This is a genomic window from Agrobacterium sp. 5Ca50, assembly GCF_055381905.1.
In genome coordinates, this window is the sequence record NZ_AP026438.1 from 3527796 (window position 1) to 3549827 (window position 22032).

Consider the following 22032-nt stretch of genomic DNA (forward strand, 5'->3'; position numbering starts at 1 on the left):
GCCGCAACAACAGCCAACCAAAACAAAAAGGCCCGCTTTCGCGGGCCTTGATCGTTTAAAATCAATGCTGTCTCAGGCGCGCAGCACGCCGCCGGTTGTCTTTTCGACATTGCCGACGATCTTGGCAGTCAGCGCTTCGAAATCCTCATCCGTCAGGGTCTTGTCGACCGGCTGGATCTGAACTTCGATTGCGATGGACTTTTTGTTCTCGCCAAGGGATGCACCTTCGAAAACATCGAACACGTTCACACCAGTCACCAGCTTGCGGTCGGCACTTGTTGCAGCCTTGATGATCGCACCGGCTTCCACCGACTTGTCGACCACAAAAGCAAAGTCGCGCTTAACAGCCTGAAATGGCGAAAGTTCAAGCGCCGGCTTCGTGCGGGTGGCCTTCTTCTTAGGCTCTGCCATGGCATCGAGATAAATCTCGAAACCGGCATAGACGCCCGCCACGTCGAGTTCACCGAGTGTTTTCGGATGGAATTCACCGAAATACCCAAGCACAATCTTCGGCCCCATCTTGATGGTGCCGGAACGGCCCGGATGGTACCAGTCCGGTCCACCGGCCTCGATCTGGACATTGGACATTGGCAATCCACAAGCTTCAATCACGGCCAGTGCATCGGCCTTTGCGTCATAGACGTCTACCGGCTTGCCGCCGGCCTTCGATGCGTTGGACCACATGCGGCCAGCGCCGGAAAGCGATGCTGTGCCGCGACGAACGCCGCCAGCAACACGACGCTGACCTTCCGGCGTGTCGTTTTCATAGGTGCCGGACACTTCGAAGATGGCAACGTCGCCATGACCCTTGTCGGCATTACGCTGAGCGGCGGTCAACAGACCTGGCAGCAGCGAAGGCCGCATATCGGACATGTCGGCCGCAATCGGGTTGGCAAGCTTCAGGGCAGGCGATCCGCCACCAAACAGCTTGGCCTGTGCTTCCGGAATGAACGACCATGTCACGGCTTCGAGCATGCCACGGCTGGCCAATGCGCGGCGCGCGGTGCGCGTGCGAATTTGCAGCGTCGTCAGGATACGGCCGTTGACGGCACCAAGGCTTTCCAGTGGCTGTGGCTTGATGTTGTCCACGCCATGGATACGCATGACCTCTTCAACCAGATCGGCTTTGCCTTCCACGTCTGGACGCCATGATGGAACTGAAACACTAACGCGCTCACCCGAACCTTCAATGCCAAAACCAAGCCCCTTGAGGATCTCAAGGCTTTCTTGCGTCGAAACGTCGAGACCGGTAAGGCGCTTGACCTCAGACAGCGGGAAGTCAACGAACTTGGGTTCAAAACCCTTGTAACCAACGATCTTGGCTTCACCCGCTGTGCCTCCGCACAGTTCCAAAACCAGTTCCGTGGTGCGCTCAAGGCCCGGAACCATATATTCCGGGTCGACACCGCGTTCGAAACGATAACGGGCATCGGTGATGATGCCGTGTGTACGACCGGTCTTGGCTATGTTGATCGGGTCCCACAGAGCCGATTCAATCAGCACGTCTGTAGTGTTCTCATCGCAGCCGGAATGTTCGCCGCCCATGATGCCACCGATGGATTCCAGACCATTGTCATCAGCGATGACAATGTTGGCGGGACCAAGCTTGTATTCTCGCTGGTCAAGCGCCAGGATAGTTTCACCTTCCTGAGCGCGACGGACCACCAGATTACCCTTGACCTTTGCAGCGTCAAACACGTGCATCGGACGGCCCTGATCGAAAGTCATGTAGTTGGTGATATCAACCAGCGCGTTGATCGGGCGCAGGCCAATCGCCATCAGGCGCTGCTGCATCCATTTTGGGCTGGGGCCATTTTTCACGCCACGGACGATGCGTAGGGAGAAGCCGGGGCAAAGGGCCGCGTCTTCCAGATCCAGCTTTACGTCGACCGGTGTCAGGCCCTCGACCTTGAAAGCCGGTGCCGGTTTTGTCTTCAGCGTGCCAAGGCCGGATGCGGCCAGATCGCGGGCAATACCGTAGATCGACGTGCAGTCCGGACGGTTTGGCGTCAGGTTGATTTCGATAACCGGGTCATCAAGACCGGCATAGGCTGCGAAGGATGTGCCGATTGGCGCATCTTCCGGTAGATCGATAATACCATTATGGTCGTCGGAGATGTTGAGTTCCTTTTCGGAGCACATCATGCCGTGGCTATCCACGCCGCGAATTTTGCCAACCGAAAGGGTCACATCGATACCCGGAACATAGGTGCCTGGACGTGCCAGTGCACCGACAAGACCGGCGCGCGCGTTTGGTGCACCGCAGACGATCTGAACCGGCTTGCCGTCATCGGAATCAACGCTCAATACCTTGAGGCGGTCTGCCTCTGGGTGTTTTTCAGCCGTCAGAACCTTGGCAATAACGAAGGGCTTGTAGGCCGCCTTGTCATCCACGTCTTCAACCTCAAGACCGATGGCTGTCAGGCGTTCGCAGATTTCATCAAGCGTGGCATCGGTTTCAAGATGCTCTTTCAGCCAGGAGAGTGTGAATTTCATCGTCTTTTCTCCTTACTGGCTCAAGCCGCCGAACAGGGTCGGGATGTCGAGAGGGCGGAAGCCATAGTGGTTCATCCAGCGAACGTCGGCGTTGAAGAAGTCACGCAGATCAGGCATGCCGTATTTCAGCATGGCAATGCGGTCGAGACCCATACCCCAGGCAAAGCCCTGATATTCGTCCGGATCCAGTCCGCCTGCCCGCAGTACATTGGGATGTACCATGCCGCAGCCGAGGATTTCCATCCAGTCCGTGCCTTCGCCGAACTTGACGATCGGGCCGGAGCGGTCGCACTGGATATCCACCTCGAAAGACGGCTCCGTGAACGGGAAGAATGACGGGCGGAAGCGCATCACAACGCTGTCGACTTCGAAGAAGGTCTTGCAGAACTCTTCCAAAATCCAGCGCAGATTGCTGACATTTGCCTTTTTGTCGATCACCAGGCCTTCGACCTGATGAAACATCGGCGAATGGGTGGCGTCAGAGTCCTGACGGTAGGTCTTGCCCGGAATGACGATGCGGATCGGCGGCTTTTGGGCCTCCATCGTACGCACCTGGACTGGCGAGGTATGCGTGCGCAGAACCTTGCGCTCGCCCTTGTCATTGGCAGGCAGGAAAAAGGTGTCGTGCATTTCGCGGGCCGGGTGGCCTTCCGGGAAATTCAGAGCCGTGAAGTTGTAATAGTCGGTTTCGATATCCGGACCTTCGGCAATCGAGAAACCCATATCGGCAAAAATCGCGGTGATCTCATCAACGATCTGGCTGATCGGATGGATGCGGCCGCGCTCGGCAGGGGACTGACGAACAGGCAGGCTGACATCGACTGTTTCAGCTTTCAGGCGGGCCGTGATGGCTGCATCTTTTAGTTCGCTCTTGCGTGCAGTGATAAAGTCGGTGACTTCATTCTTCAGCTGGTTGATGGCCGCGCCGCGTGTCTGGCGCTCTTCCGGTGTCATTGTGCCCAAGGTTTTGAGAAGTTCGGAAACCGAACCCTTCTTGCCCAGCGCCGAAACACGCACAGCTTCAATGCTTGCCTCATCACCGGCTGCGGCGATCTCCGACATCAATTGCGATTTCAAAGTATCAAGTTCAGTCATCTTTTCCTGCCTCGCCGGGATATGTTCCAGCGGCTTGCGGTTTCACAGCATTCTTCAGATAGTCGGTCGCCATGATAAAGCGTCGCAGATCACTACCCATCCGCACGCGCCCGATCAACCGGGCAAGCGGTAAAAATCGCGCAAGAACGGTCACCAGACGCTGCAATTCTTGAACGGTGGCGGCAGGGGCCTGCTTCCGCCACAGGCGGAAGGCTTCATCACAGGTTTTTTGTTGTTCGACGGAGCGGGTCGCAACGATCAGAAACAGCAGCCACAAATCGCGGGCCTGCGCAGATTCAAGCGGCATGACAGCTTCCGGCTCTTCTTCGAAATCCATGAAGCCGATGCGGCCGTCACGCAGGAAGAAATCGCGCACATGTGGGCGTCCATGGCACAGACCGGCGGCATGCAGTGCGCCAAGCGCTTCTGTTGCCTTGACCAACAGTGCGTCATTTTCTGCCGGAGAGGCGTTTTTCAAACCCTTGAGCATGACCTCGACGGTCGGGCCGACATCACCAAGAGCAATCGCGGTATCGGACGCATAGACAATCTCTGCAACAGGAAAGCCCTTTTCGGCAAAACGCTCCATCCGACGGATTTCCCGCGCCATCATGGCGGCAGGTTTGAGCAGTGGTGACGGCTTGAGGAACGAATAGGGCAGGAGCTTTGCCAGGAAAGCCTGCAGCGAAATCCACCAGGAGGAATTCTCCGTTCCCTGACGTTTGATCCAGACAGCACCGCTGTCAAGCTCAAGCCGCTGGATGCGCCGGTCACTGGCCAGCAGTGCCTGCATAAGGGCGGCAATATCCGTATCTTTCAGCGTGACGCGGAACCCACGTTTTTTCGTGTCTGTATCCGTTGCATTTAACATAAGCCTCCGATCGTCGCGTTATGCTGGCGATCCTCCCTGTTTCATGTGCAGAGCGGCGAGAGATGAACTGGATTAAGTTCCGTCGCTCCAAGCTGTCATTGGGCATCAGATCGAGAACCGCTGGGCGTTTTCGGTCCGATGCTCCGGACGCATGTCATCGAAATAAAAAACCCGCGCCGGATGAACCGGCGCGGGTTTAATAAGAACGAAGATGTTCAGCGCCGTATTAGTTTACAGCAGCTTCAAACTCGTTTTTCGTACCGGCTTCCTTGAGGTACTCGAGAGCCTTCTTGGAAGCGTCTACGAGTGCGCCGAACGTTGCCGGCTCATGGATTGCCAGGTCAGACAGAACCTTGCGGTCAACTTCGATGCCAGCCTTGTTCAGGCCGTCGATGAAGCGGCCGTAGGTCAGGCCGGATTCACGTACAGCAGCGTTGATGCGCTGGATCCAGAGAGCGCGGAAGTTGCGCTTCTTGACGCGGCGGTCACGTGTTGCATACTGTCTGGACTTGTCGACAGCAGCCTTAGCTGTACGGATGGTATTCTTGCGACGACCGTAAAAGCCCTTAGCGGCCTTGAGTGTCTTGGTGTGCTTGGCGCGGGAAGTAACGCCACGTTTTACGCGAGCCATATCATGATCTCCTTAAAGTGTCCAAATACGCGGAAAAGTCTTAGAGACCGTTCGGCAGATAGTTCTTGACGACTTTCTTGCCGTCAGGCTCGGCGAGAACCATGGTTCCGCGCGCGTCGCGAATGAACTTATTGGAACGCTTGATCATGCCGTGGCGCTTGCCAGCAGCGGCTGCAACGACTTTGCCGGTTGCGGTGATTTTGAACCGCTTCTTGGCAGCCGATTTAGTCTTCATCTTGGGCATTTTGCTACTCCGTTTTTTGTATCGAAACTGGCGGATGAGGCCTTGTTTCAAGCTATTCTGGAACGGCCTCGGCATGCCCTGCCGGACCGTTCGGACGCGCGCTTATAACCGCAGTCGGCCAAAAGCGCAACTCTTTATAAAAAGCCCTGTCAGGCTTTATTATTTGGGGGCGAGAACCATCATCATCTGACGGCCTTCGAGTTTCGGCTCGGCTTCCACCTTGGCAATCGCCAATGTGTCTTCCTTAACCTGCAAAAGAAGCTTCATGCCGAGTTCCTGGTGCGCCATTTCACGGCCACGGAACTTCAAGGTCACTTTCACCTTGTCGCCTTCTTCGAAGAAACGGCTGATAGCCTTCATCTTCACCTCATAGTCATGGGTGTCGATGTTGGGGCGCATCTTGATTTCTTTGACTTCGACAATCTTCTGCTTCTTGCGAGCTTCAGCGGCCTTTTTCTGGGTCGAGTACTTCAGTTTGCCGAGATCGAGAATCTTGCATACCGGCGGTTCGGCGTTCGGCGAAATCTCAACGAGATCGAGACCGGCCTCCTCTGCCAGTTTCAGGGCCTGATCCGTCGGCATCGGGCCGAGGTTTGTGCCTTCTTCATTGATGAGCTGAACGCGGGGAACCCGAATTTCCCGGTTGGAGCGCGGGCCCTCCTTGACGGGGGCATCGGCTTTGAAAGGTCTGCGAATGGTCGTATTCTCCTGAACTGTTTTCCGGATTGGCTGCGGCAATGACCTCCTGCCGAAGCAAATGGCGGAAATGTCGTGATTGCCGTGGCGAAGTCAATAGCATAAGTGCTGGAAAAAATCACCACTTGTCGCGGTTTTTGCGAATCTGCTCTACAAGACGTCAAAATCGAGGAGTGCAGGCATGCAAAACAGCGAAAATCCGGTTCAATACATCACTGTCGGTAACGATGATGATGCGCGCAATATAGGAATGATTGTTCGTCCTGCCAAGGCTGGTGCGACGGGTCCGACCCTTTTGTGGCTGGGTGGCTATCGTTCAGACATGTCCGGAACCAAAGCTGTCGAGCTTGACCGTTTTGCAAGTGAACATGGATTGGCCTGCATTCGGTTCGATTATTCCGGTCATGGCGTTTCCGGCGGGGATTTCACCAAGGGCACCATTTCGCGCTGGCTGGATGAGACGCTGGCCGTAATCGCAGATCAGAAACCGAAAAGCATCATTGCCATCGGTTCATCGATGGGCGGCTGGATCGCGTTGCGCCTGGTGCAGGAATTAAAGAAGCTCAAGACAGCAACGATAGACGGTCTGGTTTTGATCGCCCCGGCGCCGGATTTTACAGCCGAACTGATCGAGCCAAACCTGTCGGATGCAGAAAAAGCCTCGCTTGCAGAGCGTGGTTATTTCGAGGAGCCTTCCGAATACAGCCCTGAACCAAATATCTTTACCCGCGCGCTGATTGAGGATGGCCGCGAAAACCGGGTGCTCAAGGGCATGATCGAAACCGGTTGCCCGGTGCATATTCTGCAGGGTGGACAAGATCCTGATGTGCCTTACACCCATGCTCTAAGGTTGATGCAGTTTCTGCCGGCCGATGATGTGGTTTTGACCATGATACAGGATGGCGACCACCGGCTTTCACGCCCGCAGGATATCGAGCGTATGCTGCAGGCGGTAAAAGACATGGCGTTTTCGGCAAAACCGCAACGGTCTTAACCATATTCAACATCTCTCTGCCTTCAGCAATCGCTAATGATTGACTCAAAGCCGTCCCTCATTTTAACGTTTTGTTAAGAATGTAAGGGACGGTTTCATGATGAAAGCACCGCTGGCGCGTGCGCTGTTGATAGCAGCTGTCGCGGGATTATTCTCTGCGGCTTCCGTGCAGGCGGAAAACAAGGGCAGCCTGTCTATGGTGACAGGCGGTGTCACCTCGCAGCCAATTGGCCATTATGAGTTCTGTCAGAAATACGCAGCCGAGTGCAATGTGCGCAGCAAACTGACAGCTCCGCCACGTGTGACCGAATATGGCTGGAAGCTGGTGCACGAGATCAATGCGTCGGTCAACAACAGCATCATCGCCATGACAGATCAGGAAATCTATGGTCGCGATGAGGTCTGGGAATATCCGACCACGGCCGGTGACTGCGAAGATTATGTTCTTTTGAAAAGAAAGATGCTGATCGAGAACGGATTTTCCGTGTCCGACCTTCTGATCACCGTCGTTCGCAAGCCTGATGGCGAAGGACACGCTGTACTGACATTGCGCACCACTGAAGGTGACTTCATTCTCGACAACCTGTCGGATGAGGTAAAACTCTGGACAGACACACAATACACATACCTGAAGCGCCAGGCCTCGTTTAACTCTGGCCGTTGGGTTTCCATCGAAGATGGTCGCGACGTTCTGGTTGGTGCTCTGCGATAACTATCTCGAGTGAAGCCTGCCTGTGCAGGCTTCAGTTTATGTGTCGGCCAGCAATCCCGAGGCCAGATTCTGGAAAGCATCGACAGCTCTTGGAAATGCCTCTTCCGGATTTTGAGCGGCGGCAATCCACAGTGCTGAGTTCAGCACAGCGCCATTCAGCAGCCATGTCGCAGCCTTTGCATCGACTTTTTTCAGTGTTCCATCGTCAATCAGGCCCTGAACGGTTTTTTCAATCCGTTGCAGGCAAGCCGTCTGGTTGGGCCAATTTGCGGGGTCACCCAGAACCGCCGGACCATCCAGCAGCATGATGCGCTGGATTTCAGGCTCCAGGGCCATTTCGATATAAGCGTTACTTTCAGCGAGCAATGCGAGCCAGGGCGTCGCTGCACCCTCCTGCACGACGCGCAACCGTGCCAGCATCTCACCATCAATCTGATCGATGACGGCCCATAGAAGGCCCTTTTTGTCACCAAAATTGTGATAGAGCGCGCCACGGGTCAAACCGGCTTCGGCCGTCAGGTCGTCCATGGACGCGGCGGCATAACCCTTTGTTGCGAAAGCTTTTCGCGCTGCAGTGATAAGCTTGGCGCGGGTTTCTTCAACCATCTGGGCACGTGTTTTCGCAGCCATTCGGCTCTCCTGAAATTAACATACGGTCCGTATGCGTATTGACATACGCGATGTATGTTAACATATATTGGCATACGGGCCGTATATCAATGCTGCGTCCCGCTCACTAAGCAATGAAAAATCAACTCATTTATCCAAGAACGCCACTGCGTAAGGCAGACCCGCGTTCTGGAATTGGACGAGTGCGTTTTAAAAGGAGCACACAATGACCAAACGCGATGCTATTTTCCCTGCCAGCAGGCAAGAACTCTGTGAAATCAACGGTTACTCCGCAGCAATCCGATCCGGTGATCTGCTGTTTGTGTCCGGCCAGGTCGGCAGCCGTGAAGATGGATCTCCAGAACCGGATTTCGAAAAGCAGGTGCAGCTAGCTTTCGACAATCTCAAAGCGGTCCTGAAAGCAGCAAACAGCAGCTTTGATGATATTGTCGATGTCACGACATTTCACACCGACCCTGCCAACCAGTTCGAGGTGGTGATGGCAGCCAAAAACAAGGCATTTTCGGAAAAGCCATATCCGAACTGGACCGCTGTCGGTGTGAACTGGCTGGCCGGTTTCGACTTCGAAATCAAGGTCATTGCCCGCATTCCGCAATCGAACTGATTGTTTGTTCCCGGTGAAGCACGTGGGGTATTTGCGTGCTTTACCGGCCCATGCCCACCCGCCTTCATCACTAACAGCGACGGGATTTGTGCGGTAAGACTTGGCACACAAACCATTTTTCTTGAAGCCAAGGAAACTGGATCCTATTATATGGTCCAGTTTTAATGCTTACAGGATGTGTGCAACATGGATTTCAACCCAGCAACAACAGTCACAAATTTTGTTGTTCACGGGAAAGTCCTTGTTCATGTCAACTTCGATAACACTCTCCAATCTAAGCTGGTCGACGCCTGAGGGGCGCCCGCTTTTTTCCCACCTTACGCTTGCTTTCGAGGCAGAACGGACCGGCCTTGTCGGCCGCAACGGCGTCGGTAAATCGACACTTCTGAAACTGATAACCGGTGCACTGCAGCCGCTGGCGGGTGATATCTCGGTCTCTGGCAGCGTTGGCGCCATGAAGCAGATTGTGCAGATCGCAGCTGATGAAACCGTTGCGGATCTGTTTGGCGTGTCTGGTGCTCTCACCATTCTTCGCCGTGCTGAAAATGGCGAAGCGACAATGGAAGAACTGGCGGATGCCGATTGGACGCTGGAAGATCGCATGCGCGCGTCGCTTGATCTTCTGGGCCTTGCTGTCACGGCTGAAACCCTGCTTTCCAGCTTGTCCGGTGGGCAACGAACCCGTGCCGGCCTTGCGGCACTGATCTTCACGCAACCTGACTTTATCGTTCTGGACGAGCCTACCAACAACCTGGATCGTGAAGGTCGCCAAGCGGTCATCGATTTTGTGTCGACATGGCGCGGCGGTGTACTTGTCGTCAGCCATGACCGTGAATTGCTGGATACGATGGATTGCATCGTGGAATTGACGTCGCTTGGCGCAAATCGTTACGGTGGCAACTGGAGCGATTATCGTGAAGCCAAAGCCTTGGAGCTTGCCGCTATCGAGCAGGATATGTCCGAGGCCGAAAAGCAGCTTAACGACATTGCACGCAAAGCGCAGGCGAGATCAGAAGCCAAGGCACGCAAGGATAGCACGGGTAAGCAGAAAGCCGCCAAGGGTGATCAGCCACGTATCTTGCTTGGCGCCATGAAAGGGCGAAGCGAAAGTACCAGTGGAGGCTATGCGCGATTGACCGAGCGCCGCCAGACTGAAGCTACAGCAGCACTGGAAACGGCACGACGTCGTAGGGAAATCCTCCAGCCATTGGTGGTAACACTGGCGTCAACCGGTCTGCCAGCCAGCAAAATGGTCCTGCAGATGGAAAACGTCACAGCAGGCTATCAGCCTGAAGCACCCGTTCTGCGCGATGTCAGTTTTACCATCACCGGACCGGAGCGTATTGCCATCACAGGCAAAAATGGTGCGGGAAAATCTACCCTTCTGTCATTGGTTACAGGTGCGCTGAAACCGTGGGCCGGTCAGGTGCGTGTGTTCACCCCCTGGGCCATGCTCGACCAACAGGTCAGCCTGATGGATAGCGCGACCTCAATTCTTGATAACTTCCGCCGGCTGAACCCGAATTCCGATGACAATCAATGCAGGGCCGCACTGGCGAGATTCATGTTCCGTGCCGACGCTGCCCTGCAGATTGCCGGAAGTCTCAGTGGCGGTCAGCTTTTGCGGGCAGGGCTTGCCTGCACACTGGGTGGTTCATCGCCGCCACCCGTGCTGGTGTTGGATGAGCCGACGAACCATCTGGATGTGGAGGCGATCGAAGCCCTGGAAGCGGGATTGCGCGCCTATGACGGCGCGCTGCTGGTCGTCAGCCATGACGAGGTGTTTCTGGAGGCAATCGGTATAAACCGTTATCAGCCATTGCCGATGATTATACCGGCTGCCAACACCAGCGATCCACCCAGCACCACCTGAAAGACTGCCCGCATGAATGGCGTTTCCATAAAGCGGTTCTGGATGAAGGCAATTGCCCACAGTTCAACAAAGACCACGACGGCCGCTATGGCGGTGGCCGTCCAGAAATGTGGAATGAGATAGGGTAATGCGTGGCCAAGGCCGCCAACGGCGGTCATGATACCCGAGGCAAGGCCGCGTTTGAGCGGTGATCCTCGTCCGGAAAGTTTGCCATCATCATGGGCCGCTTCGGTAAAGCCCATGGAGATGCCGGCACCGACCGAGGCGGAAAGGCCAATGAGGAAGGTTTGCCAGGTATCCTGCGTGGCAAAGGCCGCCGCGAAAATCGGCGCAAGTGTCGAAACCGAACCATCCATCAAACCGGCAAGGCCAGGCTGCACATAGGTCAGCAGAAACTGGCGTTTTGCAGTTTCTTTTTCGGTCTCATCAACGCCGTCGGCCAGATGTTTGTTTTCCAGCATCTCGGCAATGTCCTGGTGTCCACGTTCCGCATCTGCCAGATCGCCAAGCAGTTTGCGGGTATCGGCGTCGGACACGCGGGCGACCGCCTGGTCATAAAAATTCGCCGCCTGCTGTTCCATGAGCTCGGCCTGCAGGCGGATTTTCTCAAGCGACAGGTTCTTGATCAGCCAGTCCGGTTTGCGGTCATAAAAACCGCTGACATGCTCACGGCGAATAAGCGGTATATTGTCGCCAAACCGGTGTATGTGCATGTCGATCAGCATATTGCGGTGCGTCTGCTCAACCTCGGCCATGTCGTCGAAAATTTTGGCTGATGCCGAGTAATCCTGCCTCAGAATGCTGGCATAGGCGCGGTAGATCCGGGCGTCGTCCTCTTCACTCGCAATGGCCAGTGCCAATATCTCCTGTTCGCTTAGCGAAGAAAAATCACGTTTTGAAGAGGCAAACAGCGAGCGCAACATGGGAATGTCCTAGTTTAGAATTATTCTAAATATATTCAATGTCGCGCTGGGAAGCAAGGGATGCAAAAGGTCGCATTGCGAAAATTGCCCATGAAGACCATATGAGGCTGGCAGAAAGACATGAGTGCAGAAAGAACCGCCGGAACCAGCATGAGAGATGATCTACAGGCAAGAGCCGCCCACAACGCTGGAATTCAGCGCCGTGCCGAGGATGAGATGGCGCGGATGGGGATCGATGCGGCTTTTATCGATCATCTCGTAGAGACCTTTTACGGTCGTGTTCTCGCTCACCCGGAGCTGGGGCCGGTGTTTGATGGCAGGCTGCACGGCCGCTGGCCTGAACATATGGCCAAGATGAAGAGTTTCTGGTCGGCCATCGCATTCAAGAATGGTGGTTATGCGGGAAAACCGGTGCAGGCGCATGTTGGTGTACAGGGCATGACGTCCGGTCTGTTTCCGCAATGGCTGGCGCTCTTTTCGGAAACGCTGAGTGACATCGCCCCCAGCCGTGAAGCACATGACTGGTTCATGGCAACGGCCGAGCGTATCGCCCGCAGCCTGACATTGTCACTGTTTTACAATCCGGCACTGGATGATCCTGCGATAAAACGGACCTGACAGGGCAAGGGGGGCACGCCCCTCGGCAGGGCGCGCCCAATCGGTTATTTTCTGACTATGGTTTGGGATAAGGCCATTTCCAGTTCTGGATTTCCGGCATGTCCTCGCCATGTTCACACACAAACATCTTGTGCTGCATCAGCTTTTCATGAAGCGCGGTCACGACATCTGCGGCCTTTTCCTTGAGAACCGGCAACCGGTTGATCGCCTCGATTGCCAGGTGATAGCGGTCCAGCTCATTCATCACGGCCATATCAAACGGAGTTGTGGTCGTTCCCTCTTCAATAAAACCACGCACGTGGAAGTTCGGGTGATTGGTGCGCTTATAGACCAGCCGGTGAATGAGATAGGGGTAGCCGTGATAGGCAAAGATCACCGGCCGATCTGTGGTGAATATCCGATCGAATTGCTCGTCGGATATGCCGTGCGGATGATGTTGCGGTGACTGCAGTGTCATCAGATCCACCACATTCACCACGCGAATGCGCAGGTGTGGCAATGCTTGCCTCAACAGATCAACCGCCGCCAGTGTTTCCATGGTCGGCACATCGCCGGCGCAAGCCATCACCACATCTGGTTCCAGCCCGTCCTCGGTGCCAGCCCATTCCCATGTGCCAAGCCCTGCTTCGCAATGACGCTCGGCCTCTTCCATGGCCAACCACTGCGGGGCAGGCTGTTTGCCCGCCACGATCACGTTCACCCGGTCCCATGTTTTCAGGCAATGGTCGCCAACCCACAGAAGGGTATTGGCATCCGGTGGCAGATAGACCCGCACAATCTCCGAGCTTTTGTTGGCAACAAGATCAACGAAGCCCGGATCCTGGTGGGAGAACCCATTATGATCCTGCCGCCAGACATGCGACGTCAGCAGATAATTGAGTGACGAAACCGGTTTTCTCCATTCCAGTTCACGCGAAACCTTCAGCCATTTTGCATGCTGATTGAACATGGAATCGACAATATGGATAAAGGCTTCGTAGCAAGAGAATAAACCGTGTCGGCCGGTGAGCAAATATCCTTCCAGCCACCCTTGGCACTGGTGTTCGCTCAATACCTCCATCACCCGGCCTTGCGGGGCGAGATTGTCGTCGGTTTCCAGCGTCTGCGCCATCCACACGCGGTCGGTGGCCTCAAACACACTGCCCAAACGGTTTGACGCCGTTTCGTCTGGCCCGAAGATACGAAAGTTCTTCTCACTTTCATTTAGCCGGATAACATCTCGCAGATAATCGCCGAGAACCTTGGTCGCTTGCCCCTCGGTTGCACCGGGTGTGGTGACGGAAACGGCATAGGTCCGGAAATCCGGCGTATGCAATTCCTTGCGCAATAATCCGCCATTGGCATGTGGGTTGGCGCCCATGCGTCGCTCACCCTGCGGTGCCAGCGCTTTCAGTTCCTCTTTCAGGGTGCCGTTTGTGTCAAACAGATCCTCCGGATTGTAGCTCCTCAACCAATCTTCAAGGATCTTGCGGTGCCCGGCATCCTGCCGGCAATTGGCCACCGGCACCTGATGCGAACGCCAATGGCCTTCGACGATCTTGCCGTCCACCATCTTGGGTCCGGTCCAGCCCTTGGGCGAACGCAGGATGATCATCGGCCAACGCGGACGCTCGGACGCGTCTTTTTGCGCCTTCTGTTTGATTGTCTTGATGCGATCGAAAATGACATCCAGCGTTGCCGCCATTTGCTGGTGCATGGCTTCCGGCTCATGCCCCTCGACAAAAAACGGCTCATAGCCATAGCCGGTAAACAGATGTGTCAGCTCTTCGTCGGGTAGGCGTGCCAGCACGGTCGGATTGGCAATTTTATAGCCATTCAGATGCAGGATTGGCAGCACGGTCCCATCAATTGCCGGGTTCAGGAACTTGTTGGAATGCCACGCGGTTGCCAGTGGTCCGGTTTCGGCCTCGCCGTCCCCCACCACGCAGGCAACGACCAGATCAGGATTGTCGAAGGCCGCACCATAGGCATGTACCAGCGCGTAACCCAACTCGCCGCCTTCATGGATCGAACCCGGTGTTTCCGGTGCCGCGTGGCTGGGAATGCCGCCAGGGAACGAGAACTGTTTGAACAGCTTCAGCATCCCGGCTTCATCCTCAGTAATTCCAGGATAGATTTCCGAATAGATCCCTTCGAGATAGGTGCTGGCTATCATGCCTGGCCCGCCGTGGCCCGGACCGCAGATATAGATGACGTTGCTGTCGCGCGCTTTGATGATCCGATTGAGATGAGCATAGATGAAATTGAGACCGGGGGTGGTGCCCCAGTGTCCCAGCAGGCGTGGTTTGACGTGTTCTGCGCGTAGAGGCTCTTTCAAAAGGGGATTGCCGAGAAGGTAAATCTGCCCGACGGACAGATAGTTAGCGGCGCGCCAGTAGCGATCGATCAGCGAAAGCTCATCTGCCGTCAATGTTTTTTCACCGGATACTGCTTTTGTTGCCTGCGTCATACGTGCTCCTCACTCTGGTGATGTTTTGGAGAGTTACGCACCGGTTGTGCGCAACAAAACGCTCCAGAAAATTCACTGCGACGCACCAGACTGGCCCCAAAAATCGAAACCCAATTTGTGGACTGGTGCAGTTCCATGCGTAGAAGATACTGGTTGGACCGGCTTCTCCTTGACGCAAGTCAAGTGGTGTTGCGGTTTGTCTATGATTAGCGACCGAAGGCTACAATCATATGGCGTAGTCTTGCAATCCTCGGCTGTCAAAATGCTGCCCGCGCAAGATTCGGAAAACCAGGGCCGCCTTTTGCGAAAGGATCGATTTTCCCACTTGAAGCAATCAAGAAGAAATGATTAGTAAACTGTGGGAGGCGTACCCGGCGGTTCGCCTTATGAAACTCTTCATAACAAGGCAAACCAACATGGATCGCAGATCTTTTATCCGCAATGCAGGCGCGGTTGGCGCCGGTGTCACGGCAACTGCATTGGCCGCTCCGGCCATCGCTCAAGAAAACCCGAAAATCACGTGGCGCATGACCTCATCCTTTACCAAGGGTCTGGATATTCTGTTTGGCGCGGGCCAGATTGTGGCTGACCATGTGAAGGAAGCAACCGGCGGTAACTTTACCATCCAACACTTTGCCGGCGGCGAGATCGTTCCAGCTTTGCAGGCTGCTGATGCGGTGACGGCCGGTACGGTCGAAATGGCGCATACCTGCTCCTATTATTACGTGGGCAAGGACCCGACCTTCGCGCTTGGCACGTCGGTTCCGTTCGGTCTCAATGCGCGCCAGACAAACGCTTGGTTCAATCAGGCTGGCGGTAATGAACTGCTGAACGAATTCCTAGCCCAGCACAACATTTACTCTATCCTGCTCGGCAACACCGGCGCGCAGATGGGTGGCTGGTTCCGCAAGGAGATCAACACCATCGATGATCTCAAGGGTCTTAAAATGCGTATCGCCGGTCTGACCGGTCAGGTCATGCAGAAGGTAGGCGTCACGCCGCAGCAGATCGCGGGCGGTGACGTTTACGCAGCGCTTGAAAAGGGCACGATCGACGCGACCGAATTCGTTGGGCCGTATGACGACCAGAAGCTCGGCTTCTACAAGGTCGCCAAGTATTATTACTACCCTGCCTGGTGGGAGGGCGGCCCGGCTGTTCATGCTTTCGTCAATCTCGAAAAGTTCAACGGCCTACCCGAAAACTACAAGCGCATCTTGAAGGACGCCTGCGCGGCCGGAAGCGCCAGCATGCTGGAGCGTTACGACGCGCGCAATCCGAAGGCATTGAAGGAACTGGTGGCACAGGGTGCCGTCCTGCGCCCGTTCAGTCAGGAAATCCTCGATGTTTGCCACAAGGCAGCACTGGAGACCTACGCTGAAATCTCTGCATCCAACCCAGCCTTCAAGAAGATCTATGACAGCCAGCAGGCTTTCAAGAAGGACGCCTATCTCTGGGCGCAGATCGCTGAATACACCTACGACACCTACATGATGATCCAGCAGCGCAACGGCACGCTGTAATCATCGACGGTAATTGTTATGCGGTCACCCGGTTTGGTCCGGGTGACCGTTTTTGTGGGTGGAGACCAGCTTCCACACCTCACGTTCGCGCCATGCTACTGGGCTCAGGCCAGTTATGCGGCGAAACTCGCGATTGAAGTTGGATTTGGTCTGGAAACCGGCATCCAGCATGATCGAGGTCACCGATTGCTCGGTTTCTTCCAAAAGACGGCAGGCTTCCCGGATACGCAGCTGATTGACGTATTGCGATACGTTCATATTGGCAGACCGGTTTATGGCATTGGAAATCTGTCGGCTGGGTAGGCCAAGTCGGCGCGACAGCCGTGTGAGATTGAGATTCTCATCGCGGTACAGCCTGTCCTTTTGCATGATATGCTCCAGCCGCTCCATCACTTCACGGTCTTCAGTCGAAGGTGGAATAGGCGTGTCGCTGAGCGCCTCTGTGCCAGCCTCCGGCTCGACCTTGCTGCCTTCTGCAACCGACGCCGTCAGACCGATCAAGAAAAGGCCTAGAAGATTGGCATTGCTGACGATGGCGGCGACATTGGCACCGCGTGTCCACTCGAAGTCCAGCAGCACTAGAAAGTCGAAGCAGGCAGACAGGCACAGCGCGCCCGCGGCGATGTAAAGCGCGCGGTGGGCAGGCACTACACTCGCAAAACGCGCCTCGTCCAAACCATCAGGGCCTGAACGACCCAATGCGATAATGGCAACCGCATAGCCGACGAACAGAGTAATCAGCGCAAAGTCGATCGCCAGCGGATAGACGAGCATCAGCAACAGAATGATCAGCGGAGAAACGACAATACCGGTCAGGGTAAAATTGCGGGTGGCAGGTTGGTCATTCATCAGGCTGCGGAAGCTGGCATAGACAAGGGGCGGCAGGCATCCGGCAATAATAGGCAAAACATAACGCACGTCCTCGACACCGTAACCCCAGCGCACTCCGACGGAAATCGATTGCAGCACACAAAGGCCGATCAGCGCCAGAAATGGCCGGTTCGCTTTTTTTTCACGGGCCCTGAACAATGTGATCAGGGTGAGACCGAGCAACAGGGCAACGACAAAGGGCAGGGGAATAAACAGCACGTTAAAGGCCTTGACGAACGAAGTTTATGCGCGAAGTGCAGCAGATGAGCCGATTGCTCCGGTTGAGTATTCAATGAATGGACCAGATCGCGTTCCGGTACGACCTTGATCATGATTAAGGACGCTAAATATCTGATTTTTGCCAGCATGAGCCATCGTTCATCCAACTCAACGAGGTTTTTCATGCGGTTTCAACTTCCCATCGCTGCCCTTTTTATGGCCTGCACGGCTGGCTCGGGTGCCTTTTCTGCAGAGCAGGTCGGTGTGCGCGACATCAATGTTTTTTCCCCACAGCGTAACAGCAATCTCGAGGTGACGGTGTGGTACCCGTCAGCGGGGGACGGCGAAAAAACACTGGTTAGCGATAACCGAATTTTTGAAGGTTCACAGGCTTTCAAGGATGCCACCATCAAAACTGGCCAGTTTCCGCTCGTCCTGTTGTCTCATGGCTCAGGTTCGAGAGTTGAAGGCATGGCATGGATTGCGGTGAAACTGGCTGAGGCAGGTTTCATCGTGGCTGGCACCAACCATCCCGGCACCACGAGCGGTTATTCTACACCACAGGACACACCAAAAATCTGGGAGCGTACGCAAGACCTCTCAAACCTAGTCACAAGCTTGACCACCGACAAGGCCTGGGTGTCTTCCATCAGCCAGAGCAGTGTAGGTGTCTTGGGTTTTTCGCTGGGTGGTGCGGCGGCCATGGAAATTTCCGGTTTGCGTGCCGATCTTGAGTCCTTTGTGCGTTATTGTGAAGACCATTCAGACATGATGGATTGCCGCTGGTTTGCCGGTGGGCGCGGTTATGTGAATGACGAAGCGGTATCCGTGCCGAAGCTTGATTTGCGCACCGTCGACAAGGGACGGTTTGAGCAATCCAACAGGGACCCGCGCACAAAGGCGGCGGTTCTTGTTGATCCCGCTCTGGCAACGGTCATCCAGCCCGAAAGCATCAAGGACGTGACGATCCCACTGACCTTCATCAATCTCGGCGATGAGGGCAAGGTTCCGGTTGCCGTCAAAGCGGATGAGTTGTCGCATCAGATCTCCTCGGCAAATTATGTTCGGCTCGGCGGTGCCGACCATTTCAGCTTTCTGCCGGTTTGCAAAAAGGACGCCAATGCTTTTCTTGAATCCATTGGTGAGTTGGACCCCATTTGCAGCGATGCCGGTCTGCGGGACCGTGCTGAAATTCATCAGGAACTCATTAAAACCATTGTCGATAGCTTCACCCGCACCCTGAAAAACGGCCATTGAACCAAATGTCAGTAAAACAAAACGCCGGGAAACCCGGCGTTTTATCACGCGATGCGTTTGTAAAAGATCGTCGTGCTGCAATACCGGCCATCGGGGAACAGAGCGTAATCGGGGATAACGCCTACCCGTTGCCAGCCGAACCGTGGATAGATTGCTTCAGCATCGCTACCGGTTGCCGTATCAAGAACGAGAAGCGTGCGCCCGCGTTTGGCAGCTTCTGCTTCCACCGCATCCATCAGCAGACGAGAAAGTCCTTGTCCGCGTTGCGAACGATGAATGAGCAGTTTCATCAGGTCACCACGATGCGGCTGGTTCGGTTTGGATGCCAGACCGATCTGAACGGTTCCGACAACAACGCCGTCAACCTCCGCGACGACATGGATGATATCACCGGTATCGACGCCGGCAGCCACATTCCGCCAGAAGTCTGCCCCGTCTCGCGGAGTGAAGGGCAGCATGAAACCAACCGATGCCCCGTCATTGACGCAGTCCGACAAAACCTCGCACAGGTCAGGCAGGGCGTTTAATGTATCTGCTGCATTTAGAATTCGGATCGTTGCCATAGGTCCTGCCGGTAAACGTAAATCGATGAGGGACTGTCGTTGAGAAATTTGTGCTGTGTTTTATCGGCGCGTCAGCGGGCTCGCCGGTCCAAAACGACGCAGTAGCGGGCGGGCTGCTCACCCGGATTGTGAAAAACGTGGCCTTCGCCAACCGGCATGAACAGGCAATCGCCCGGCGCAAGGAGATAGACGTCCTGTTGTGTCGTCATTTCCAGCGTGCCTTGCAGCAGCCAGACATGTTGGGTCATGCCATGCGAAGCAGAGTGCGGTGGAAAACTGACTTTTGCGCCAGCCGGAAACTCCACCTCAACAATATCGACATCCGAGCCGACGCGCGGCGGTGAAATGGCGCGGCGTACATATCCGGTTTCCGGATCCTGCCAGATTTTCTGTTCTGCCTTGCGGACAATTGGAGTGACTGTCTCGTCTTCAGCAAAAAAGCCTGACAGCGAAAGGCCAAGTGCGGCGCAAATCCGGGCCAGGAGCGAGGCGGTAGGGCTCGCCTCGCCGCGTTCAATACGCGAGATCATCGCCCGGCTGACGCCCGAAGCAAGACTGAGCTGGTCGAGCGTCATATCGTTTTCAGCACGCAACGTGCGGACCCGCTCGCCAATCGATTTTTCGAGAATGTCGTTTTCCATGTCCATGATCAGAGATTTGCATTCTCTTATAATGGAGTCAACGGGTATTATAGTGGAATATTCGAAAAGTGACGAACCTGCGTGAAAGCAGGTTCGTTGTTTTTGATAGTCTTATGCGCCGACCTGAGCGATCCAGTCATTCAGATTATAGTAGTTTGTTACCCGGCTAACTTTGCCGTCCTTTAATTCAAAAAAGGCACCCGCTGGAAGCACGTATTTCTGTCCATTGGCCTCTGGAAGACCTTCATCGGTCACCAGATATTCACCGTTGACGACAAATTCTGCAGACGCGCGCTTGCCGTCTTCGCTGGCCATAATCACCATGTCGGTCAGGGTTTCCTTGTAGCAACGGTTCATGTGATCCATGAACTTCGCAAATACCGCCTTGCCGGTCTGGCGCTCACCCTGATTGATGTCGTGAACCACGTTTTCGTCGAGCAGGGCCAGGAAAGCATCCATGTCCTGACGGTTGAAAGCATCGTAATAGGCGTGGATGGTGGCGGCTGCTGTCATCTTTATCTCCATCGGTCTGCAACACAACTTGGCTCACTTTGGTCGTCACGATATAACCGGGCGCAACCAAGGTGAAAATGCTGTATATCGGAAAGTATCTCAACTGACATGAAAGCACTCGAAATCAAATCCGCATCCGGTGCCGATATTGTACCTTATTTTGATGACCTCGCCCGCTTGCGTATCGGTGTTTTCCGGGAATTCCCATATCTGTATGACGGCACGATCGAGCATGAGCGGGAATATCTGGCCACCTATGCCAATTCGCAAGGTGCCGTTGTGGTGCTGGCACTGGATGACGGCAAAATAGTTGGCATGTCGACGGGAATTCCAATGGTGTCAGAAACCGATGAGGTGAAAAAACCTTTCATCGCAGCTGGTTATAATCCTGCTCGGATCTTTTATTTCGGTGAGAGCGTGCTTCTGCCACAATATCGCGGGCAGGGCGCTGGTGTTCGGTTTTTTGAAGAACGAGAGGCGCAGGCAAAACGGGTTGGCGGTTTTGACTATTGCACCTTCTGTGCGGTGGAACGTCCTGTGGATCATCCAAGACGGCCCGCAGACTACAAACCACTCAACAGTTTCTGGGAAAATCGCGGTTACGTCCACAAGCCGGAACTGAGCACCACATTCACCTGGCAGGATTTGGATGAGACGGCAAAAAGCCCAAAAACCCTTTCCTTCTGGATGCGAAAGATCGAGGCGTAATTCATGACCAGACTTGCCGCTTGCCAATACGCCATTGAACTCATCGAAAGCTGGGAAGATTACGTTGCACATTTAAGCGCTTTGGTACGACAAGCGGCAGAGACCGGTACCGAACTTGCGCTTTTGCCGGAATATTCCGCGCTGACACTGACTGGCCTGCTGCCGGCTGATGTCCGCTCCGATCTGCACAAGTCCATCGATGCGCTGCAGCCCCTGCTGCCGGCTTGGCTGGAATTGTGTGAAGAACTGGCGCGCAGTCATGGCATCGTGTTTCAGCCGGGCAGTGCGCCGGTCAAGGACCCAGATGGCAAATATCGCAACCGTGCCTGGCTGTTTGGACCGGACGGGCTGATCGGGTATCAGGACAAGCAGATCATGACCCGGTTTGAGCGGGAAAAATGGAACATTGCCGCCGGTGTCGAGGGGCTAAAAGCCTTTGATACAGCGGTTGGCAAACTCGGCATCCTGATTTGTTACGATAACGAATTCCCGATGCTTGGACGCAAGCTGGCGGAGCTGGGCGTAGAGCTAGTTCTGGCACCCAGCTGCACTGACACGCTGGCGGGTGCATTCCGGGTGCGCATCGGCGCGCAGGCCCGTGCGCTGGAAAATCAGTATGCCGTATTGTCCTCCCCAACAGCGGGTGAGGCACCTTGGTCACCAGCGGTTGATGAAAATCGTGGCCGCGCGGCTCTCTACGTTCCCTCTGACTACGGCATGCCGCCTTCGGGCATTGTGGCAGAAAGCGAAAGCGACAATGTAGTCGATAGCCATTGGCTGATCACCGACATCGATCTCGGCGCCGTCGCAAAACTGCGAACCGAGGGGCAGGTGGCCACCCGCCGTGACTGGCCGGAGCAATTTGACGTATGAAAGGTCCATATTTAGTGGCCTTTTAACGAATT

The 22032-nt window shown here is 55.1% G+C and carries 21 protein-coding genes and 1 pseudogene; 9 read left to right on the top strand and 13 right to left on the bottom strand.

Annotation, left to right across the window (positions count from 1 at the left end):
* Positions 1 to 72 precede the first annotated feature (72 nt).
* The 6 genes from pheT to infC all read right to left on the bottom strand — a co-directional run bounded on the left by pheT (position 73) and on the right by infC (position 6033).
* Positions 73 to 2496: a phenylalanine--tRNA ligase subunit beta gene (pheT, locus tag ACZ5FM_RS16910; RefSeq protein WP_464039293.1), complete on the bottom strand. Its 2424-nt coding sequence runs from the start codon at positions 2494 to 2496 to the stop codon at positions 73 to 75.
* A 12-nt stretch (positions 2497 to 2508) separates the two neighbouring features.
* Complete coding sequence (gene pheS, locus ACZ5FM_RS16915) at positions 2509 to 3591, bottom strand: phenylalanine--tRNA ligase subunit alpha (RefSeq protein WP_464039294.1); 1083 nt, start codon at positions 3589 to 3591, stop codon at positions 2509 to 2511.
* Positions 3584 to 4462 carry a serine/threonine protein phosphatase gene (locus ACZ5FM_RS16920; protein ID WP_464039295.1) on the bottom strand — a complete coding sequence of 293 codons (879 nt, stop codon included), beginning with the start codon at positions 4460 to 4462 and terminating at the stop codon, positions 3584 to 3586. Before ACZ5FM_RS16920 ends, pheS begins: the two co-directional genes overlap by 8 nt.
* 226 nt (positions 4463 to 4688) lie before the next feature.
* A complete protein-coding gene (gene rplT / locus ACZ5FM_RS16925) occupies positions 4689 to 5093 on the bottom strand; it encodes a 50S ribosomal protein L20 (protein WP_192486609.1) in 405 nt (134 codons plus the stop codon).
* Positions 5094 to 5133: 40 nt separating this feature from the next.
* On the bottom strand, positions 5134 to 5337 hold the full coding sequence (rpmI, locus tag ACZ5FM_RS16930) for a 50S ribosomal protein L35 (protein WP_192486610.1): 204 nt from the start codon (positions 5335 to 5337) through the stop codon (positions 5134 to 5136).
* A gap of 159 nt (positions 5338 to 5496) precedes the next feature.
* Positions 5497 to 6033 carry a translation initiation factor IF-3 gene (gene infC / locus ACZ5FM_RS16935; protein ID WP_250983679.1) on the bottom strand — a complete coding sequence of 179 codons (537 nt, stop codon included), beginning with the start codon at positions 6031 to 6033 and terminating at the stop codon, positions 5497 to 5499.
* 181 nt (positions 6034 to 6214) lie between these two features.
* On the opposite strand from infC, the gene ACZ5FM_RS16940 reads away from it, so the two are divergent.
* Positions 6215 to 7027: an alpha/beta hydrolase gene (locus ACZ5FM_RS16940; protein WP_312946751.1), complete on the top strand. Its 813-nt coding sequence runs from the start codon at positions 6215 to 6217 to the stop codon at positions 7025 to 7027.
* A gap of 97 nt (positions 7028 to 7124) precedes the next feature.
* The gene (locus ACZ5FM_RS16945; protein WP_464039297.1) at positions 7125 to 7739 is read left to right on the top strand and encodes a transglutaminase-like cysteine peptidase; all 615 of its coding nucleotides are present in this window, start codon (positions 7125 to 7127) and stop codon (positions 7737 to 7739) included.
* Positions 7740 to 7775: 36 nt separating this feature from the next.
* On the opposite strand, the gene ACZ5FM_RS16950 is transcribed toward ACZ5FM_RS16945, so the two are convergent.
* A complete protein-coding gene (locus ACZ5FM_RS16950) occupies positions 7776 to 8369 on the bottom strand; it encodes a TetR/AcrR family transcriptional regulator (protein WP_464039298.1) in 594 nt (197 codons plus the stop codon).
* A 205-nt stretch (positions 8370 to 8574) separates the two neighbouring features.
* Here ACZ5FM_RS16950 and ACZ5FM_RS16955 point away from each other — a divergent pair, with 205 nt between their 5' ends.
* Both ACZ5FM_RS16955 and ACZ5FM_RS16960 read left to right on the top strand, forming a co-directional pair.
* The gene (locus tag ACZ5FM_RS16955; RefSeq protein ID WP_464039299.1) at positions 8575 to 8973 is read left to right on the top strand and encodes a RidA family protein; all 399 of its coding nucleotides are present in this window, start codon (positions 8575 to 8577) and stop codon (positions 8971 to 8973) included.
* A 247-nt stretch (positions 8974 to 9220) separates the two neighbouring features.
* A complete protein-coding gene (locus tag ACZ5FM_RS16960; RefSeq protein WP_464039300.1) occupies positions 9221 to 10846 on the top strand; it encodes an ABC-F family ATP-binding cassette domain-containing protein in 1626 nt (541 codons plus the stop codon).
* Here the strand turns inward: ACZ5FM_RS16960 and mbfA are convergent.
* The gene (gene mbfA / locus ACZ5FM_RS16965) at positions 10786 to 11769 is read right to left on the bottom strand and encodes an iron exporter MbfA (RefSeq protein ID WP_464039301.1); all 984 of its coding nucleotides are present in this window, start codon (positions 11767 to 11769) and stop codon (positions 10786 to 10788) included. The genes ACZ5FM_RS16960 and mbfA overlap by 61 nt on opposite strands.
* Positions 11770 to 11919: 150 nt before the next feature.
* Here mbfA and ACZ5FM_RS16970 point away from each other — a divergent pair, with 150 nt between their 5' ends.
* On the top strand, positions 11920 to 12387 hold the full coding sequence (locus tag ACZ5FM_RS16970) for a group III truncated hemoglobin (protein WP_464040490.1): 468 nt from the start codon (positions 11920 to 11922) through the stop codon (positions 12385 to 12387).
* Between the two features lie 55 nt (positions 12388 to 12442).
* Here ACZ5FM_RS16970 and ACZ5FM_RS16975 read toward each other — a convergent pair whose 3' ends face one another.
* Positions 12443 to 14836 carry a phosphoketolase family protein gene (locus ACZ5FM_RS16975; RefSeq protein WP_464039302.1) on the bottom strand — a complete coding sequence of 798 codons (2394 nt, stop codon included), beginning with the start codon at positions 14834 to 14836 and terminating at the stop codon, positions 12443 to 12445.
* A gap of 416 nt (positions 14837 to 15252) precedes the next feature.
* On the opposite strand from ACZ5FM_RS16975, the gene ACZ5FM_RS16980 reads away from it, so the two are divergent.
* Complete coding sequence (locus ACZ5FM_RS16980) at positions 15253 to 16356, top strand: TRAP transporter substrate-binding protein (RefSeq protein WP_464039303.1); 1104 nt, start codon at positions 15253 to 15255, stop codon at positions 16354 to 16356.
* Here ACZ5FM_RS16980 and ACZ5FM_RS16985 read toward each other — a convergent pair.
* Positions 16320 to 17445 (bottom strand): annotated as a pseudogene (locus ACZ5FM_RS16985) (helix-turn-helix domain-containing protein). The gene ACZ5FM_RS16980 and the pseudogene ACZ5FM_RS16985 sit on opposite strands and share 37 nt — an antisense overlap.
* A 183-nt stretch (positions 17446 to 17628) precedes the next feature.
* Between ACZ5FM_RS16985 and ACZ5FM_RS16990 the strand changes: the two are divergent.
* A complete protein-coding gene (locus tag ACZ5FM_RS16990; RefSeq protein ID WP_464039304.1) occupies positions 17629 to 18702 on the top strand; it encodes an alpha/beta hydrolase family protein in 1074 nt (357 codons plus the stop codon).
* Positions 18703 to 18746: 44 nt separating this feature from the next.
* On the opposite strand, the gene ACZ5FM_RS16995 is transcribed toward ACZ5FM_RS16990, so the two are convergent.
* The 3 genes from ACZ5FM_RS16995 to ACZ5FM_RS17005 form a co-directional block, all read right to left on the bottom strand.
* Positions 18747 to 19265, bottom strand: a complete 519-nt coding sequence (locus ACZ5FM_RS16995) for a GNAT family N-acetyltransferase (RefSeq protein WP_464039305.1) — start codon at positions 19263 to 19265, stop codon at positions 18747 to 18749.
* 71 nt (positions 19266 to 19336) lie between these two features.
* Positions 19337 to 19906 (bottom strand): helix-turn-helix domain-containing protein, encoded by a 570-nt coding sequence (locus tag ACZ5FM_RS17000; protein WP_312946851.1) that lies wholly within the window; start codon positions 19904 to 19906, stop codon positions 19337 to 19339.
* Positions 19907 to 20017: 111 nt separating this feature from the next.
* The gene (locus ACZ5FM_RS17005; RefSeq protein ID WP_250983291.1) at positions 20018 to 20419 is read right to left on the bottom strand and encodes a ketosteroid isomerase-related protein; all 402 of its coding nucleotides are present in this window, start codon (positions 20417 to 20419) and stop codon (positions 20018 to 20020) included.
* 108 nt (positions 20420 to 20527) lie between these two features.
* On the opposite strand from ACZ5FM_RS17005, the gene ACZ5FM_RS17010 reads away from it, so the two are divergent.
* Together ACZ5FM_RS17010 and ACZ5FM_RS17015 are read left to right on the top strand one after the other, a co-directional pair.
* The gene (locus ACZ5FM_RS17010) at positions 20528 to 21127 is read left to right on the top strand and encodes a GNAT family N-acetyltransferase (protein WP_312946727.1); all 600 of its coding nucleotides are present in this window, start codon (positions 20528 to 20530) and stop codon (positions 21125 to 21127) included.
* A gap of 3 nt (positions 21128 to 21130) precedes the next feature.
* Positions 21131 to 22000, top strand: coding sequence for a carbon-nitrogen hydrolase family protein (locus ACZ5FM_RS17015; RefSeq protein ID WP_312946724.1), 870 nt, complete (start codon positions 21131 to 21133; stop codon positions 21998 to 22000).
* Positions 22001 to 22032: the final 32 nt, after the last annotated feature.

Bases quoted from the DNA above. Each gene is read 5' to 3' on its own strand.
- pheT (WP_464039293.1), bottom strand. From the start codon at position 2,496: ATGAAATTCACACTCTCCTGGCTGAAAGAGCATCTTGAAACCGATGCC.
- pheS (WP_464039294.1), bottom strand. From the start codon at position 3,591: ATGACTGAACTTGATACTTTGAAATCGCAATTGATGTCGGAGATCGCC.
- ACZ5FM_RS16920 (WP_464039295.1), bottom strand. From the start codon at position 4,462: ATGTTAAATGCAACGGATACAGACACGAAAAAACGTGGGTTCCGCGTC.
- rplT (WP_192486609.1), bottom strand. From the start codon at position 5,093: ATGGCTCGCGTAAAACGTGGCGTTACTTCCCGCGCCAAGCACACCAAG.
- rpmI (WP_192486610.1), bottom strand. From the start codon at position 5,337: ATGCCCAAGATGAAGACTAAATCGGCTGCCAAGAAGCGGTTCAAAATC.
- ACZ5FM_RS16940 (WP_312946751.1), top strand. From the start codon at position 6,215: ATGCAAAACAGCGAAAATCCGGTTCAATACATCACTGTCGGTAACGAT.
- ACZ5FM_RS16945 (WP_464039297.1), top strand. From the start codon at position 7,125: ATGATGAAAGCACCGCTGGCGCGTGCGCTGTTGATAGCAGCTGTCGCG.
- ACZ5FM_RS16950 (WP_464039298.1), bottom strand. From the start codon at position 8,369: ATGGCTGCGAAAACACGTGCCCAGATGGTTGAAGAAACCCGCGCCAAG.
- ACZ5FM_RS16955 (WP_464039299.1), top strand. From the start codon at position 8,575: ATGACCAAACGCGATGCTATTTTCCCTGCCAGCAGGCAAGAACTCTGT.
- ACZ5FM_RS16960 (WP_464039300.1), top strand. From the start codon at position 9,221: ATGTCAACTTCGATAACACTCTCCAATCTAAGCTGGTCGACGCCTGAG.
- mbfA (WP_464039301.1), bottom strand. From the start codon at position 11,769: ATGTTGCGCTCGCTGTTTGCCTCTTCAAAACGTGATTTTTCTTCGCTA.
- ACZ5FM_RS16970 (WP_464040490.1), top strand. From the start codon at position 11,920: ATGAGAGATGATCTACAGGCAAGAGCCGCCCACAACGCTGGAATTCAG.
- ACZ5FM_RS16975 (WP_464039302.1), bottom strand. From the start codon at position 14,836: ATGACGCAGGCAACAAAAGCAGTATCCGGTGAAAAAACATTGACGGCA.
- ACZ5FM_RS16980 (WP_464039303.1), top strand. From the start codon at position 15,253: ATGGATCGCAGATCTTTTATCCGCAATGCAGGCGCGGTTGGCGCCGGT.
- ACZ5FM_RS16990 (WP_464039304.1), top strand. From the start codon at position 17,629: ATGCGGTTTCAACTTCCCATCGCTGCCCTTTTTATGGCCTGCACGGCT.
- ACZ5FM_RS16995 (WP_464039305.1), bottom strand. From the start codon at position 19,265: ATGGCAACGATCCGAATTCTAAATGCAGCAGATACATTAAACGCCCTG.
- ACZ5FM_RS17000 (WP_312946851.1), bottom strand. From the start codon at position 19,906: ATGGAAAACGACATTCTCGAAAAATCGATTGGCGAGCGGGTCCGCACG.
- ACZ5FM_RS17005 (WP_250983291.1), bottom strand. From the start codon at position 20,419: ATGACAGCAGCCGCCACCATCCACGCCTATTACGATGCTTTCAACCGT.
- ACZ5FM_RS17010 (WP_312946727.1), top strand. From the start codon at position 20,528: ATGAAAGCACTCGAAATCAAATCCGCATCCGGTGCCGATATTGTACCT.
- ACZ5FM_RS17015 (WP_312946724.1), top strand. From the start codon at position 21,131: ATGACCAGACTTGCCGCTTGCCAATACGCCATTGAACTCATCGAAAGC.